Origin of the sequence: Flagellimonas taeanensis, assembly GCF_003584105.1 — a bacterium.
Taxonomy (GTDB): Bacteria; Bacteroidota; Bacteroidia; order Flavobacteriales; family Flavobacteriaceae; genus Flagellimonas; species Flagellimonas taeanensis.
Window position 1 is genome coordinate 452,414 of record NZ_QXFO01000027.1, and the last position, 14,875, is coordinate 467,288.

Annotated in this window: 16 protein-coding genes; all 16 read left to right on the forward strand. The window is 45.8% G+C overall.

Annotated features, from left to right (window positions below; translation table 11 throughout):
- Nucleotides 1-124 precede the first annotated feature (124 nt).
- The 16 genes from cyoE (at nucleotide 125) to D2V93_RS17300 (ending at nucleotide 14,860) form a co-directional block, all read left to right on the forward strand.
- Nucleotides 125-1,027: a heme o synthase gene (gene cyoE / locus D2V93_RS17225; RefSeq protein WP_119620280.1), complete on the forward strand. Its 903-nt coding sequence runs from the start codon at nucleotides 125-127 to the stop codon at nucleotides 1,025-1,027.
- Between the two features lie 3 nt (nucleotides 1,028-1,030).
- Nucleotides 1,031-1,612, forward strand: a complete 582-nt coding sequence (locus tag D2V93_RS17230) for a cytochrome c oxidase subunit 3 (protein WP_119620281.1) — start codon at nucleotides 1,031-1,033, stop codon at nucleotides 1,610-1,612.
- A gap of 92 nt (nucleotides 1,613-1,704) precedes the next feature.
- Entirely contained in the window at nucleotides 1,705-2,679 is a 975-nt protein-coding gene (locus D2V93_RS17235; RefSeq protein WP_072878242.1) for a cytochrome c oxidase subunit 3, read from the forward strand.
- A 15-nt stretch (nucleotides 2,680-2,694) separates the two neighbouring features.
- Nucleotides 2,695-3,078: a cytochrome C oxidase subunit IV family protein gene (locus D2V93_RS17240; protein ID WP_072878244.1), complete on the forward strand. Its 384-nt coding sequence runs from the start codon at nucleotides 2,695-2,697 to the stop codon at nucleotides 3,076-3,078.
- Between the two features lie 70 nt (nucleotides 3,079-3,148).
- Nucleotides 3,149-3,781: a hypothetical protein gene (locus D2V93_RS17245; RefSeq protein WP_119620282.1), complete on the forward strand. Its 633-nt coding sequence runs from the start codon at nucleotides 3,149-3,151 to the stop codon at nucleotides 3,779-3,781.
- Complete coding sequence (locus D2V93_RS17250) at nucleotides 3,762-4,505, forward strand: SCO family protein (protein WP_119620283.1); 744 nt, start codon at nucleotides 3,762-3,764, stop codon at nucleotides 4,503-4,505. The genes D2V93_RS17245 and D2V93_RS17250 overlap by 20 nt, the downstream gene beginning before the upstream one ends.
- Nucleotides 4,502-5,038: a DUF420 domain-containing protein gene (locus tag D2V93_RS17255; RefSeq protein ID WP_119620284.1), complete on the forward strand. Its 537-nt coding sequence runs from the start codon at nucleotides 4,502-4,504 to the stop codon at nucleotides 5,036-5,038. Before D2V93_RS17250 ends, D2V93_RS17255 begins: the two co-directional genes overlap by 4 nt.
- A 7-nt stretch (nucleotides 5,039-5,045) precedes the next feature.
- Nucleotides 5,046-5,258: a hypothetical protein gene (locus tag D2V93_RS17260; RefSeq protein ID WP_119620285.1), complete on the forward strand. Its 213-nt coding sequence runs from the start codon at nucleotides 5,046-5,048 to the stop codon at nucleotides 5,256-5,258.
- A gap of 102 nt (nucleotides 5,259-5,360) precedes the next feature.
- Nucleotides 5,361-6,605, forward strand: a complete 1,245-nt coding sequence (locus D2V93_RS17265; protein ID WP_119620286.1) for an ABC transporter permease — start codon at nucleotides 5,361-5,363, stop codon at nucleotides 6,603-6,605.
- Between the two features lie 23 nt (nucleotides 6,606-6,628).
- Nucleotides 6,629-7,885 (forward strand): ABC transporter permease, encoded by a 1,257-nt coding sequence (locus tag D2V93_RS17270; protein ID WP_072878260.1) that lies wholly within the window; start codon nucleotides 6,629-6,631, stop codon nucleotides 7,883-7,885.
- A 33-nt stretch (nucleotides 7,886-7,918) separates the two neighbouring features.
- The gene (locus D2V93_RS17275; RefSeq protein ID WP_072878263.1) at nucleotides 7,919-9,028 is read left to right on the forward strand and encodes an efflux RND transporter periplasmic adaptor subunit; all 1,110 of its coding nucleotides are present in this window, start codon (nucleotides 7,919-7,921) and stop codon (nucleotides 9,026-9,028) included.
- A 98-nt stretch (nucleotides 9,029-9,126) separates the two neighbouring features.
- Nucleotides 9,127-9,828, forward strand: coding sequence for an ABC transporter ATP-binding protein (locus tag D2V93_RS17280; RefSeq protein WP_119620287.1), 702 nt, complete (start codon nucleotides 9,127-9,129; stop codon nucleotides 9,826-9,828).
- Nucleotides 9,821-11,050, forward strand: coding sequence for an ABC transporter permease (locus tag D2V93_RS17285; protein WP_119620288.1), 1,230 nt, complete (start codon nucleotides 9,821-9,823; stop codon nucleotides 11,048-11,050). Before D2V93_RS17280 ends, D2V93_RS17285 begins: the two co-directional genes overlap by 8 nt.
- Before the next feature lie 59 nt (nucleotides 11,051-11,109).
- A complete protein-coding gene (locus D2V93_RS17290) occupies nucleotides 11,110-12,309 on the forward strand; it encodes an ABC transporter permease (RefSeq protein WP_245978285.1) in 1,200 nt (399 codons plus the stop codon).
- A gap of 41 nt (nucleotides 12,310-12,350) precedes the next feature.
- Nucleotides 12,351-13,466, forward strand: coding sequence for an efflux RND transporter periplasmic adaptor subunit (locus tag D2V93_RS17295; protein ID WP_119620290.1), 1,116 nt, complete (start codon nucleotides 12,351-12,353; stop codon nucleotides 13,464-13,466).
- A gap of 44 nt (nucleotides 13,467-13,510) precedes the next feature.
- Complete coding sequence (locus D2V93_RS17300; RefSeq protein WP_119620319.1) at nucleotides 13,511-14,860, forward strand: TolC family protein; 1,350 nt, start codon at nucleotides 13,511-13,513, stop codon at nucleotides 14,858-14,860.
- The last annotated feature ends 15 nt before the right edge of the window (nucleotides 14,861-14,875 follow it).

Sequence of the window (14,875 nt, forward strand, 5' to 3'; positions counted from 1 at the left end):
TGGAAACGTCAGGGCTTTTTTTATGCGATCCTGTTTTAGTTTTTTGCCAACTATCATAAAACCTTCTCTTTGGTTGGAAAAGATACATGTCGGCGTTATCTTTGCCAGTCAATTCAGTTCGTGGATGAAATCTGCAGTAGGATCCGTTAAAAGCATCTCATTTTCCTTGGCCTTTTCCGATTTTAAGGAAATCACCAAGGCCAAATTGGCCGTCAGTGTGGTCTTTTCGTCCATTGCAGGTTATTTTTTGGGGGCCTATGAGATAAGTATCACTTCCCTTTTGTTGCTGACCTTTGGTGGATATTGTATGGTCGGGGCCTCCAATGCGTACAACCAAATCATTGAAAAGGACCTGGACGCTTTGATGAAGCGGACCAAGAACCGTCCCATCCCTTCGGGGCGCATGTCGCCAAAAACAGCACTTGCCATAGCGGTCACATTGACCATACTTGGGGTATTGTCGCTTTTGGCCTTGAGTCCTAAAACAGCCATGTTCGGGGCCATTTCCATCTTTTTGTACACCAGTGTCTATACACCCTTAAAGACCAAGACGCCCCTCTCCGTATTTGTAGGCGCTTTTCCGGGGGCCATTCCATTTATGTTGGGATGGGTAGCCGCCACGGACGATTTTGGGATTGAACCTGGAACACTATTCATGATCCAATTTTTTTGGCAGTTTCCCCATTTTTGGGCGCTGGGCTGGATGTTGGATGAAGATTATAAAAAAGCAGGCTTCAAAATGTTGCCCACCGGAAACAAGGATACTGGAACGGCCATGCAGATCATATTGTACACCATTTGGATGATAGTTATTTCCATCGTACCTGTATTTGGATTCACGGGAAGGTTGCAATTGTCGGTCACGGCGGCAGTGATCGTGTTTTTGGCCGGCCTGGTCATGTTGCTTTTTGCCTTCAAACTGTATGAGAAGAGGGACAACGCAACGGCACGGAAGCTCATGTTGGCCAGTGTCACTTATATATCGTTGATTCAGGTGGTATATGTAATGGATAAATTTATCAGTTAAGAAATGGATTTGACCCAAGGAACGGCAGAAGAAAAGAACAGAAGAGCAAAGAAAATGATGCTCTGGTTCGGAATTGTGAGTTTGATCATGGGCTTTGCCGGGTGGACCAGTGCCTACATCGTGAGCAGTAAGCGGGAAGATTGGATCAGTGATCTGGAGCTGCCACAGGCATTCTTCATCAGTACGGCCATCATTATTTTGAGCAGTATTACTTATTTCGTGGCCAAAAAGGCAGTGGGGAGAAATGACCAAAAGCTGGGAACCATATTTCTATTGGTCACTTTGGCCCTTGGCATTTCGTTCATTGTGTTCCAGTTCAAGGGTTTTTCCCAGATGTTGGAGAACGGGTACTATTTTACGGGTCCCACAAGCAATATAAAGATGTCCTACGTGTTCCTGATAGCGGCGGTGCACATAGCCCACCTTGTGGCGGGCCTCATTTCCCTTTTGGTAGTGATGGTGCAGCAGTTGAGGGGAAAGTACATGCCAGGGGATATGTTGGGAATGGAGCTCGGTGCCACATTTTGGCATTTTTTGGATTTCCTTTGGGTGTATTTGATACTGTTCATGTATTTCGTGAAATAAATCTTGGACAAAGCAGTTTTCGTTCAAGTTTATCTTTTCAAATATGCCAAAAGGTGTAAATTTGTGAAAGTTTTAATAAAACGACCTTTTATATGGATGCAACGGTGACTACCGGTACAGAAGAAAGCGTTTGGGGAGGTGGAAACAAACCACTGGGCGCTAGCTATGGAAAAATGATGATGTGGTTTTTCATTGTCTCCGATGCCTTGACCTTCTCAGGTTTTTTGGTATCGTACGGCTTTTCTAGGTTCAAGTTCATAGACATTTGGCCCATTGCCGATGAGGTGTTCACCCACGTGCCCTTTTTCCATGGAAATTACCCCATGTACTATGTTGCCTTTATGACCTTTATTCTGATCATGTCTTCCGTGACCATGGTACTTGCTGTGGATGCCGGACATAAAATGAAGCAGAGCAAGGTCGTGATCTATATGTTCCTGACCATTATCGGGGGTGCCATATTCGTGGGATCGCAGGCATGGGAATGGGCCACTTTCATCAAAGGGGATTACGGAGCATTGGAGACCAAGGGAGGAAGAATCCTTCAATTTGTGAATGCGGAGACCGGTGAAAGGGCCGCTTTGGCAGATTTTGCCGAGACCCTTCCGGAAGAAAGAGTGAAACACCTAAAAAGTGAAGGTATATGGTTCGAGGGGGAAGGTTACAAGACCTCCTATTCTCTGAACGAGGTGGTGGAAGGTTTTAAGGCCACTCCAAATATCCTTATCCGTACAGAATTCCTGAACGAAGAGGGTGAAAAGACCATTCTGGACAGGAAGGAATCCTTGGCCAAGATCATGGAGGCCACACAGGTAGTGGAAGGTGCAAACCTGATCCACAACGAGTATGGTAGCCGCCTGTTTGCCGATTTCTTTTTCTTTATCACAGGGTTCCACGGTTTCCACGTATTCTCGGGAGTGGTGATCAACATCATTATCTTCTTCAATGTCATCTTGGGCACCTATGAGCGCAGGGGGCATTATGAAATGGTGGAAAAAGTAGGTCTGTACTGGCACTTTGTGGATTTGGTATGGGTATTCGTATTTACATTCTTTTACTTGGTATAAAATTTGACGATATAAATGGCACACGATCATAAACTTGAGATTTTCAGAGGACTTGTAAAATTCAAATCGAACACCCAGAAGATTTGGGGAGTATTGGTTTTTCTAACCATAATCACTGCAATCGAGGTGGCCTTTGGTATCATTAAGCCTAAGGCGCTGACCCATAGCTATTTTTTAGGGATGAAACTCCTCAACTGGATTTTTATCGCGCTCACCCTAGTGAAGGCCTATTACATTGCTTGGGATTTCATGCACTTGCGCGATGAGAAAAGCTCCCTGCGAAGGGCCATCGTCTGGACCCCTATTTTCTTGATATGCTACTTGATCTTCATACTGCTCTTCGAAGCGGATTATGTATACAATGTGTACAAGGATGGATTCATAACCTGGGATTTCTAAGAAAGTATTAACAGCAACAAAAGACGGTTTTCCAACCGTCTTTTTTTATTTTTGCAAAGTCGGGAAAGCTATGAAAAAAACATTTGTCTTAGTGGTGCTGTTTGTGTTTCCATTGGTGGCCTATCTCTTCTTTGCATCAGGGGTCAACAACTTTGGAAAACTACCTGTGCTGACGCAAAACATTCCCGATGTGCCCACAATGGAACAAGAGGTGACCTTGAATGGCAAGATTACTATTTTGGGTTTTTTGGGCACCAAAGTGGAGAGCATGAAAGGAAATGCCTTCAACCTGAACCAAAAGATATATAAAAGGTTCGGGGAGTTCACCGATTTTCAGGTGGTGATGGTGGTTCCAAAAGGGAATGAGGAACAGGCCAATATCCTAAAGGAAGAACTGGGACAATTGTCCAATGTGGACAAATGGCACTTTGCCTTTGGGGAACAGGAACAGATAAAGTCCTTTTTCAAGGACCTGAAAACAAACACAGACCTTGATGATGACCTTTCTACTCCCTATGTGTTCATCATTGACAAGGACCGTAACCTTAGGGGTCGGGAAGATGACGAGGATGAAGGACTGAAATATGGATTTGATACCTCTTCGGTGGCCGAATTGAACAACAAAATGGAGGACGATGTCAAGATCATCTTGGCCGAATATAGACTCGCTTTAAAAAAGAACAATGCCGACAGGAGCAAATAACAAGAAAAAATACACCTACGTTTGGGTCTCTGCGATCATTCTCATTTTCGGAACATTTGCCGTTTATGAAATTACCAAGAGGGTAAAAGGAGGCACCATTGTGGAGAACGACCGCATGAGTGTCGCTTCACTGCAACAGAAGGTGGGATTTGTCGTGAACGATGGAAAAAAACGCAAAGTGCCCGAATTCTCATTTCTGGATCAGGACAGTGTGTTGGTCTCCAATAAGGACTACTTGGGAAAAGTGTATGTGGTGGAGTTTTTCTTTACCACCTGCCCCACAATCTGTCCCATCATGACCACAAACTTGGTGGAGTTGCAAGAGACCTTCAAGAAAAATGAGGATTTTGGAGTGGCATCTTTTACCATCAACCCAAGGTACGACACCCCATCGGTGCTTAAAAAGTATGCCGAAAAGTATGGCATAGTGGACAAAGATTGGCATTTGCTCACCGGAGATCAAGAAAAAATATATGCGTTGGCACAAGAGGGGTTCTATATTTTGGCCAATGAAGTAGAGGACGCACCGGGCGGTTTTGAGCATTCGGGAATGTTCGCTTTGGTGGACAAAAATGGGTATATTCGTTCCCGTGAAGATGAATTTGGAAACCCCTTGATCTACTATAGGGGCACCATCACTGAAAAAGAAGGAGTGAATGCCGAGGGAGAGGCCCAGCAGATCACCATGTTAAAAGAGGACATTAAAAAATTATTGGCAGAATGACCGAGGACGTTTCTATACGGGAAAAAAAGTTCAATAGATGGATCACTGTTACATCCATAGCCATTCCCTTGGTGGTGGCATTGTTGTTTGGATATAAAATACCTAATGCAAAACCATTGGGTTTCCTTCCGCCCATCTATGCGTCCATAAATGGGATAACGGCCATTATGTTGGTCGTTGCTGTAATTGCTATTAAAAATGGCAGGCGCTCCCTCCACCAAAAATTAATGACCACCTGCATTGTGTTCTCGGCACTGTTCTTGATCATGTATGTGGCCTATCACATGACCTCGGAAACTACCATGTATGGAGGTGAAGGGACCATGAAATACGTATACTACTTTATTTTGATGACGCACATTGTGCTTTCCATCTCCGTGATTCCCTTGGTGCTCATCACATACTCAAAAGTTTATCTGGACGATTTTGAGAGCCATAGGCTATGGGCCAAATATACTTTTCCCATTTGGTTGTATGTGGCCGTTACCGGTGTCATCGTCTATATTATGATTTCCCCCTATTACCCCTATTGATCCAGTCATGAAAGCAAAACACCTCCTTTTACTGTTGTTCCTGTTGGCGTTTCCGTCTCTTGCGGATGCCCAGTGTGCCATGTGCCGCGCGGTAGTGGAGAGTGAGGCCGACGGCAAGACCGCGGAGGGTATCAACAATGGGATAGTGTACCTCATGGCCTTTCCCTATTTATTGGTAGCCGGACTGTTCTATTTTATTTATAGAAAGATGAGGGGCTAAGGACCCTAACCAGCATTTTTTTAGCTACAACTGTAACATTTGGTGTTTTTGGTTATCTTATAGGGGTACAACAGTACTTCATCAATCAAAAAACACTGACCTATGTTTGATTTGGAAAGGTGGCAAGAAATATTTGACACCATACGAAAGAACAAACTACGCACCTTTTTAACAGGCCTTTCCGTGGCCTCTGGAATTTTCATTCTCGTCATTCTTTTGGGTTTTGGACAGGGTATGCGCAATGGTATCGAACAGGAATTCAAGGAGGATGCGTCCACTAGTGTCTGGGTGTGGCCCGGAGTGACCTCAAAGGAATACAAGGGCCTCAATCCGGGAAGGCGTATCCAGTTCGTCAATGAGAATTTTGACAAAGCCAGTGCCATGTTCAATAATACCATCGAACGAGGATCATCCCGAATCTTTGTCCGTGGGGTCACTGTAAATTACGGCAAAGAGGCCCTCATCTATGGGGTGCAGGGAGTTGCCTCAGATTTCCAGTTCATAGAAAACGCTTCCATGCTAGAGGGTCGTTTCATGAATTACCAAGACGAAGTTTCCGCTGGCAAGGTGGCCGTCATCGGTAACAAGATCAAGAAGGACGTATTCAACAAAGTGGAAACCCCAATTGGTGAGTTTGTGGATATATCCGGCATCCCATTCAAGATCATCGGGGTCTATAAGGAAATGGAAGATCGGGAAGAGGAGCGCATCTATATTCCCATAACCACTGCACAAAAGGCGTTCAATGGCGGTAACAGGATCAACAACATGTCGTTTACCCTGCCTCCTGTGGAAAACTTTGACGAAGCAGTGGCCCAGGCCATCAATTTCAAGGACGACATCCGGGAATACCTACAGCAGACCCATACTGTTGCTCCGGACGATACGGGTGCTATGGAAGTATGGAGTGCCATGGAAGAGGCCAAGCGCTACTATGGGCTCACCAACAACATAAAACTTTTTTTCTGGTTCGTCGGTATCTGCACCATCATTGCCGGAGTGGTGGGCGTGAGCAACATCATGATGATCGTGGTGAAGGAACGGACCCGGGAAATTGGTATTCGAAAGGCACTTGGGGCCAAGCCATGGTCCATCATTGCGATGATTTTGCACGAGTCCATTTTTGTGACCGCCATTTCAGGGTTCACGGGATTGATATTCAGTATGGCCCTGCTCGAACTGGTGGGCCCCAATATCGAAGTGGATTATGTGCTCAACCCATCCGTCAACTTCAATGTGGCCTTCTCCACGGTCCTGGTCCTCATATTGGCGGGAACCTTGGCCGGTTTTGTGCCGGCATGGAGAGCGGCCAAGGTGCAGGTGATCGAATCCTTGCGTGATGAATAAACAATCCGATAAAAACAAACAATATGTTCAACAAGGATAGATGGCGGGAAATCCTGGAGGTGCTCACCAGTAATGTGTGGCGTACCATCTTCACGGCTTTCGGCGTGTGTTGGGGGATTTTTATACTGATCGTGCTGCTCGCGGCGGGCAAGGGACTTGAAAACGGCATAAAGCAGGACTTTGGCGATACGGCCACGAACACCATGTTCATGTGGACAAGGGCCACTACCAAGGCCTACGAAGGACTGCCCCAAGGAAGGGGGTTCAATTTTAAGATAAGCGATGTGCAGGCCATTAGGGACAATGTGCCCAATTTAAGGTTCATATCCCCGAGGAACCAGTTGGGAGGATTTGGTGGGAACAATAATGTGGTCAAGGGAATTAGGACCGGGGCCTTCAATGTGTATGGGGATTATCCGGAAATCATCAACCAGGATCCCATGGCAGTGACCTCTGGAAGGTTCATCAATTATAATGATATTGATGAAAAAAGGAAAGTGGCCGTGATCGGGCTGGGGGTCAAGAACGATCTCTATGAAAAGGACGAGGAAGTGTTGGGGAGCTACATCAAGATCCAAGGGGTGAACTTTATGGTGATCGGTACCTATAAAAAGAACAACAGCGGTGGGGGAGAAGAAGGACAAAAGGAAATTTTTGTGCCCTTCACTTCGTTCTCGCAGGCCTTCAACCAAGGGGAGAATGTGGGTTGGATGGCTATCACCGCAAATGATGGAAGTTCCATTTCCCAACTCAAGGACAAGATCATCGACGAAATGAAAAAACGGCACAAGGTCCATCCTGATGACAACCGTGCCATAGGCTATTTTGACCTGTATGAACAGTACAACCGGGTGGAAAGCCTGTTCGGGGCATTAAAAGCGGTCGCCTATATCGTGGGAATCATGGTGCTGCTCTCGGGCATTATCGGGGTGAGCAACATCATGCTCATCGTGGTGAAGGAACGCACCAAGGAAATTGGCATCCGCAGGGCCCTGGGCGAACAACCTTGGTCCATCAAAAAACAAATACTGATGGAATCCATATTCCTCACCATTATTTCAGGGATGGTAGGCATCATTTTTGGGTCATTGGTCATTTATGGGATCAATTCCCTATTGGACAGTGTGGGGCCAGTGGATATGTTCATGAGTCCGAGCGTGAGCGTTGGTGTGGTCACAGGGGCACTGATCATTTTGATGGTGTCCGGTCTGCTGGCAGGTTTCATCCCGGCCCAAAGCGCGATTAGGGTACGGCCCATTGAGGCATTACGAACAGAATAACAGTAAAATCAATCAAATAAATCATACAATACAATGAAAAAGTCGGTAACCATTGCCATCTTGTTGCTCATCGTGATCGTGTTCGGTGGCTCCATGTACTATCTCTACCAGAAGAACGCAGAAGATCCGGTGGTCTATCAAACAGAGACACCCTCCACGCAGACCATAGTGAAAAAGGCCGTGGCTACGGGAAGCATTCTTCCTTTGGAAGAAGTTTTGATCAAACCGAACATCTCGGGGGTCATTGAGGAGATCTTTGTGGAAGGTGGAGATTTTGTCAAGTCGGGCGACCTCTTGGCCAAGATAAAGGTAGTGCCCAATCTTTCTGCTCTTAACGATGCAAGGAACGCCATTGATGAGGCGAAGATCAATCTGGAGGATCAAAAAAGAAATTACGAACGCCAATCCACACTTTTTAGCAAAGGGGTCATATCCCGGGCCGATATGGACAGGGCACAGGTGGCCTATGATCAGGCCAAGCAGGCCTATGGTGCGGCCAACAAGCGATACGATATCGTGAAGACCGGAACCACGAGCGGTCTCAGTAGTGCGGCCAATACCATGATCCGTGCCACGGTGAGCGGCATGGTCCTAGAGGTGCCCGTTGAAGTGGGGAACCAGGTCATCGAGAGCAATAATTTCAACGAAGGGACCACTATTGCTGCCATTGCCGATGTGGATAAAATGATTTTCGAGGGCAAAGTGGATGAATCTGAGGTGGGCAAAATAAAAGAAGACCTGCCCTTGGAAATCACTGTTGGGGCCATAGAGAACCGTGTCTTTGATGCGGTACTGGACTATATCGCACCCAAGGGGAAAGAGGAAAACGGAGCCATCCAGTTCGAGATCAAGGGCTCCTTGAAAAAAGGGGACACTACCTTCATAAGGGCGGGCCTTAGTGCAAATGCTTCCATCATACTGGCCCGGGCCGATAGCGTTTTGGCCCTAAAAGAGGCCTTGGTACAGTTTGACAACGATACCAAAAAACCATTTGTGGAGGTGGAGACCGCAGCCCAAAAATTTGAGCGCAGGGATGTGGAACTGGGTGTCAGCGATGGTATTTACGTCGAGGTGAAATCTGGGGTAACGGCAAATGATAAGGTCAAAATTTGGAATGCAATCGCCACTGAACAAAATAACTAGGGATCATTTAACAAAAAATTTCAATAATTCTTGTAACAATTTAACAACTTGCCTGTCTTACAAGCAGAGGTTAAAAAAGAGAGCTAACATCACCAATCATGATAGAAATCAAAGATCTTCATAAATCCTATCGAATGGGGAGCAACTCCCTTCATGTGTTGAAAGGGATAAATTTTAAAGTGGACGATGGCGAACTAGTGGCCATCATGGGGTCTTCAGGATCGGGAAAATCCACTTTGCTCAATATTTTAGGGATGTTGGACGGGGCCGATTCCGGGGAATATACCTTGGATGGTGTGCCCATCAAAAACCTGAGCGAGACCAAAGCAGCCCAATATCGAAATAAATTTTTGGGGTTTATCTTCCAATCGTTCAACTTGATCAATTATAAAAGTGCCCTTGAGAATGTGGCACTACCACTATATTATCAAAAAGTCCCCAGAAAGGAACGTCAGGAAAAGGCGATGAAATATTTGGATAGAGTGGGACTGAAACCTTGGGCTACGCATTTGCCCAGTGAGCTATCGGGAGGACAAAAACAAAGGGTGGCCATAGCCAGGGCCATGGCGGCAGAACCCAAGGTGCTTTTGGCGGATGAGCCAACTGGAGCTTTGGACAGTAAAACCTCTTATGAGGTCATGGACCTGATCCAGAAGATCAATGACGAAGGTAACACCATTTTGGTGGTGACCCACGAAGAGGACATCGCACACATGTGCAAACGTATTGTGCACCTGAAGGATGGCGTGATCGTCGAGGACAAAAAAATAGAACAAGTAAGGGCTGAGCAGTATGTTTGATCGCGACGTTTGGCAGGAAATATTCAATACGCTTAAGACCAATAAGCTAAGGACCTTCTTGACCGGTTTTTCCGTAGGGTGGGCCATTTTTATCCTAGTAATGCTCTTGGCCTCCGTAAACGGCATGCAGAACGGCTTTGTGGGACAGTTCAATGACGATGCCACCAATTCCATATTTGTTCGTCCCGGAACCACTTCCGAAGCTTATGCCGGTTTTGAAGCGGGTAGAAGGATCCAACTCAAAAATGATGACGTTGAGTACATCAGGCAAAGCTTTCCTGAAGATATCGAATACATCAGTGCCAGGTACAATGCCAATGCCACTGCTAGATATAAGAGTGAGACCGGTTCCTATACAGTTCAGGCGACCCATCCAGATCACCAAGCCATAGAAAAGACCTTGGTGGTTGCGGGACGATATGTCAACGAGGCGGATGTAATCAACAAGGCCAAAGTGGCCGTTATCGGCAGAAAGGTGGCAGAGGATCTCTTTAAGCAAGAAGATCCTTTGGGAAAATTTGTGGAATTCAACGGGTTGCCTTTCCGAGTGATCGGGATTTTTACGGACGATGGCGATGACAATGCTGAGCGTAGGATATATGCACCCATAAGCACCTATCAGCGGATCTATGGTAATACCAATGACATTAACATGATCGCGCTTACCTATAACCCCACCTATGATCTTACAAAGGCATTGGAGTTTTCGAGAAGGTTGGAAGACCTGATGAAAAGAAGACATAAAATAGACCCGGATGATCAAGCGGGACTGTATGTCTGGAACTATGCTGAGGCTTTTGAGAACATCAGCAGCTTTACTGCCGTATTGAAGGGAATTGGTATTGGCGTGGGCTTTTTGATACTGATAGCAGGGATTGTGGGCATTGGAAACATCATGGTGTTCACGATCAAGGAAAGGACCAAGGAAATTGGGGTGAGAAAGGCACTCGGTGCTAGACCGCGCCAAATCATTAATCTGGTCCTTTTGGAATCGGTGTTCATTACCTCACTTTCAGGCTTTGTGGGACTGTTTTTTGCCTGGATAATCTTGGCTGCATTGGGCCCCATGTTCCAAACACCAGCATTCAGTAATCCATCGGTAAACCTTTCTACAGTGGTGACAGCTACCATTATATTGATCGTTGCGGGCGTATTGGCGGGGTTGATCCCAGCAATGAAAGCTGCAAATGTTAAACCCATTGTTGCACTAAGTGATAAATAGTTATGTGGTTATTTGATAGGGACTTGTGGATAGAAATTTTTCATACCCTGGGCAAGAATATGTTCAGGACCTTTTTGACCATGTTGGGAGTCATCTTCGCCATGATCATTTTGGTGCTGCTATTGGGCTCTGCCAATGGAATGAGCAATGGGTTCAACAAGATCTTTGCGGGAACCGCTTCCAATAGTCTTTTTGTTTGGGGACAATCCACATCAGAGCCCTACAAAGGTTTTGAGAGGGGAAGAAGGATCCAATATAAAATAGAGGATGCGGAGATCCTCAAAAAGCAGATTCCTGAAATCGAAGTGTTGGCCCCCCGTATAGAGTTGTCGGGACACAGCAATACAGTGACCGTATACCGTAATGGGAGGACAAGCGGTTCTGCCGTTTATGGGGATTTTCCTGAAATAGACGACATCACCAAGAAGAAATTGGTAGAGGGCAGGTTCTTGAACCAGACCGATATCGACCATTCCAAAAAAGTGTGTGTCATCGGCGAGGAAACCTATAAGCTGCTCTTTGAAAAAGGGGAAAAAGCCATTGGTCAGGACATACGTATCAATGGGGTGTATTTTTCCGTAGTGGGCATGTATAAACCCAACAACAATATCAACATCGATGGCGAAAATGCCGTTTTCATTCCCTTTACCACCTTTCAGAAAGCATTCAATTCAGGGGATCGCATGGGATGGATGGCCATAGCCGTGGAACCCGACACCAAGGTGGCCGTTGTGGAAAGGCAGATCAAGGACATCTTGAAGGTCAAATATGATATCCATCCAAAGGATGAACGTGCCATTGGCAGTTTTGACATGTCGGAGATATTCAATAACATCAGTGCCTTTACCACAGTGCTCCAAGGCTTTTCCTTTTTTGTAGGCATCTTTACCCTCTTGGCGGGAGTAATAGCCATCAGCAACATCCTATTGATCACTGTAAAGGAAAGGACCCAGGAAATAGGGGTAAGAAGGGCACTTGGGGCCACACCCAAAATAGTAAAGCGCCAGATCTTGCTGGAGGCCATCGTATTGACTGCATTTGCCGGATTGGTGGGATTCGCCATTTCCGTTGGGATATTGTCCATCATGAATTCCATGTGGGGCAGTGGTGACGATTTTCCCTTCGTGAACCCCATGATCAGTATTCCCCAGTTCGTCATATCATTTTTATTGATGGTGGGACTAAGTGTGCTCATAGGGCTTTTGCCCGCCAACAGAGCCGTAAAGATCAGGCCCATAGAAGCATTGAGAGAAGAATAGAACAATCAACACAAATAAATAACGAAATCAAATAAGCAATAATGAACAAGTATGTAAAGTACGTATTGATCGGAGCAGTGGTCATAGGAATAATGGCTGCCATTGTTTACTTTTTAAAACAGAACAGTACACCTGTGGAACTCTACAAGACCGAGTCCCCTGAGCGAAAGGACATCGTCAATAAAGTAATCGTTACCGGAAAGGTCATTCCAGAGGATGAGATCAATATAAAACCCCAAATATCAGGGATCATAGATAGGATTCTTTTGGAAGAAGGAGTGAAGGTCAAGGCGGGCGACCTCATCGCGGTCATCAAGGTAGTGCCAAATGAGCAATCGTTGAACCAAGCGGCTGGAAGGGTACGCACCGCAGAACTGTCATTGAATAATACTAAGATAGAGTATGATAGGAACAAAGCCCTTTTTGACAAAGGTGTAATTTCTAGTCAAGATTTCAACACCTTGAAACTGAGTTATGATCAAGCGGTACAGGAACTGAAAAATGCACAGGCCGATTACCAGATCATTAGAAAAGGTTCTGCAGGCGGGTCTGTTACCGCCAATACCAACATCACCGCGACCGTATCCGGGACCATTCTTGAAATCCCAGTTAAAGAAGGGGATCAGGTAATCCAAAGCAACAACTTTAATGATGGTACCACCATTGCCACCATTGCAGATATGACCAGAATGATCTTCGAAGGGGAAGTGGACGAGGCCGAAGTGGGTAAATTGAGTGTGGGCATGCCCTTGGAAATCAGTTTGGGAGCTTTGGAGTCACAAAAGTTTGATGCCAAGTTGAAGTTCATCGCCCCAAAAGGAGTAGAGGAGGAAGGAGCTGTCCAGTTCAAGATAGAGGGAGACCTTGCCATCCCCGATAGCACAGCCTATGTACGTGCTGGGTACAGTGCCAATGCCTCCATTGTTTTGGAAGAGAAGAAAGACGTACTGTCCATAAAAGAGGCCCTTTTACAATTTGACAAGGACACCGAAAAACCTTATGTGGAGGTTGAGGTTGCCGAGAACAAGTTTGAGCGTAAAGAACTTGAATTGGGCGTAAGTGATGGGATTGATGTGGAAGTGGTATCCGGCATTGAAGAAGATGCCAAGATCAAGGTGTGGAACAAGTTGGAAAAGAAATCTGACGACGTGAATTGATGACGATCGATCAAAATAGTGAACAAACGAAAATCAAAAAACGAATGAAAAGAAGCATAACGACCTTACTGTTGTTGTTCACCGTTCTTATGTCCAGTGCCCAAGTGCGCAAGTGGACCCTTCAGGAATGTGTGGAATACGCAGTGGAGCACAATTTGACCATAGAGCAGTTTGAACTGGACCTGGAAAATGCAAAGATCGATAAGTCCGATGCCTTGGGAAATTTTCTCCCAAGTTTGAGTGGATCTACATCGGCATCGAGCAATACAGGTTTTTCCATCAATCCTACGAACAACTTGCCCACGAACAGTACAGCGTTCAACGTGAATGCAAGCCTGACTTCGAATATTACCCTATTCGATGGACTCCGTAATGTGTACCAAATGAACCGGGCAAAGATGAACGCTATTGCCAACCAGTACCGTCTGGACAATCTAAAGGACGATATCCGGTTGAACGTGGCCAATGCTTATTTACAAGTGCTTTCGGGTAAGGAACAGTTAAAGACCTTCCAGGCACAATACGCCGTGACCGAACAGGATATGAAGCGTACGAAGGAATTGGTGGAGTCTGGCGTATTGCCAAAGGGTGACCTGTTGGAAATTGAGGCCACGGCAGCCAATCAACAACAGCAGATTGTAAACGGGGAAGGAAACGTATTGATTGCCCGTGTGAACCTTGCCCAATTGTTGCAAATCACGGATTACGAAAATTTTGATATAGCCGAGCAGGAGTTTGATATTCCACCTTCGGACATTCTAAAAAATTCCGCAAAGGTTATTTTTGATAAGTCGTTGACATTCAGGAATGACATTAAGCTCTCCGAATCCAATGTGGAATTGGCCAAGGAAGACCTTAAAATTGCCAAAGGGGCTTATTTGCCCACAATTGGGGCTTTCTTCCAATATGGAACAAGGTATTCCGATGTTACCCAGATCCCGGATGGGAACGGGGGGAGCTATACTCCGAATTTGACCGATCAGTTGTGGATCTTTGATGGTATAAGCTACGGTGCGCAATTGAACATCCCGATTTTCAATGGATGGAGCACCCGAAACAATGTGAAACGCTCCACCATTAGTCTGGAAAAGGCAAAGTTGCAATTGGAGCAAGACAAATTGGACCTTGAGAATACCATCCAACAGGCCTACGTGGATGTCAGCACATTTGAAAAGGCCTATGAAGCAGCCCTGAAGACATTGGAAGCACGTAGTTTGGCCCTGGAATATGCCAAGGAACGTTATGACAATGGCTTGATGAACGCTTTCGATTTCGGCCAGGCACAGGCAAGGGTGGACAATGCACAGGCCGATGTGATCCGTACCAAGTACGATTATATCTTCAGGCTGAAAATTTTGGAGTTCTATTTTGGCATGCCCATTACCCTAAACTAGTATCTTTGTGGCCGC

Bases quoted from the DNA above. Each gene is read 5' to 3' on its own strand.
- D2V93_RS17265 (WP_119620286.1), top strand. From the start codon at position 5,361: ATGTTTGATTTGGAAAGGTGGCAAGAAATATTTGACACCATACGAAAG.
- D2V93_RS17280 (WP_119620287.1), top strand. From the start codon at position 9,127: ATGATAGAAATCAAAGATCTTCATAAATCCTATCGAATGGGGAGCAAC.
- D2V93_RS17240 (WP_072878244.1), top strand. From the start codon at position 2,695: ATGGCACACGATCATAAACTTGAGATTTTCAGAGGACTTGTAAAATTC.
- D2V93_RS17245 (WP_119620282.1), top strand. From the start codon at position 3,149: ATGAAAAAAACATTTGTCTTAGTGGTGCTGTTTGTGTTTCCATTGGTG.
- D2V93_RS17230 (WP_119620281.1), top strand. From the start codon at position 1,031: ATGGATTTGACCCAAGGAACGGCAGAAGAAAAGAACAGAAGAGCAAAG.
- D2V93_RS17290 (WP_245978285.1), top strand. From the start codon at position 11,110: ATGTTCAGGACCTTTTTGACCATGTTGGGAGTCATCTTCGCCATGATC.
- D2V93_RS17275 (WP_072878263.1), top strand. From the start codon at position 7,919: ATGAAAAAGTCGGTAACCATTGCCATCTTGTTGCTCATCGTGATCGTG.
- D2V93_RS17270 (WP_072878260.1), top strand. From the start codon at position 6,629: ATGTTCAACAAGGATAGATGGCGGGAAATCCTGGAGGTGCTCACCAGT.
- D2V93_RS17235 (WP_072878242.1), top strand. From the start codon at position 1,705: ATGGATGCAACGGTGACTACCGGTACAGAAGAAAGCGTTTGGGGAGGT.
- D2V93_RS17285 (WP_119620288.1), top strand. From the start codon at position 9,821: ATGTTTGATCGCGACGTTTGGCAGGAAATATTCAATACGCTTAAGACC.
- cyoE (WP_119620280.1), top strand. From the start codon at position 125: ATGAAATCTGCAGTAGGATCCGTTAAAAGCATCTCATTTTCCTTGGCC.
- D2V93_RS17255 (WP_119620284.1), top strand. From the start codon at position 4,502: ATGACCGAGGACGTTTCTATACGGGAAAAAAAGTTCAATAGATGGATC.
- D2V93_RS17300 (WP_119620319.1), top strand. From the start codon at position 13,511: ATGAAAAGAAGCATAACGACCTTACTGTTGTTGTTCACCGTTCTTATG.
- D2V93_RS17250 (WP_119620283.1), top strand. From the start codon at position 3,762: ATGCCGACAGGAGCAAATAACAAGAAAAAATACACCTACGTTTGGGTC.
- D2V93_RS17295 (WP_119620290.1), top strand. From the start codon at position 12,351: ATGAACAAGTATGTAAAGTACGTATTGATCGGAGCAGTGGTCATAGGA.
- D2V93_RS17260 (WP_119620285.1), top strand. From the start codon at position 5,046: ATGAAAGCAAAACACCTCCTTTTACTGTTGTTCCTGTTGGCGTTTCCG.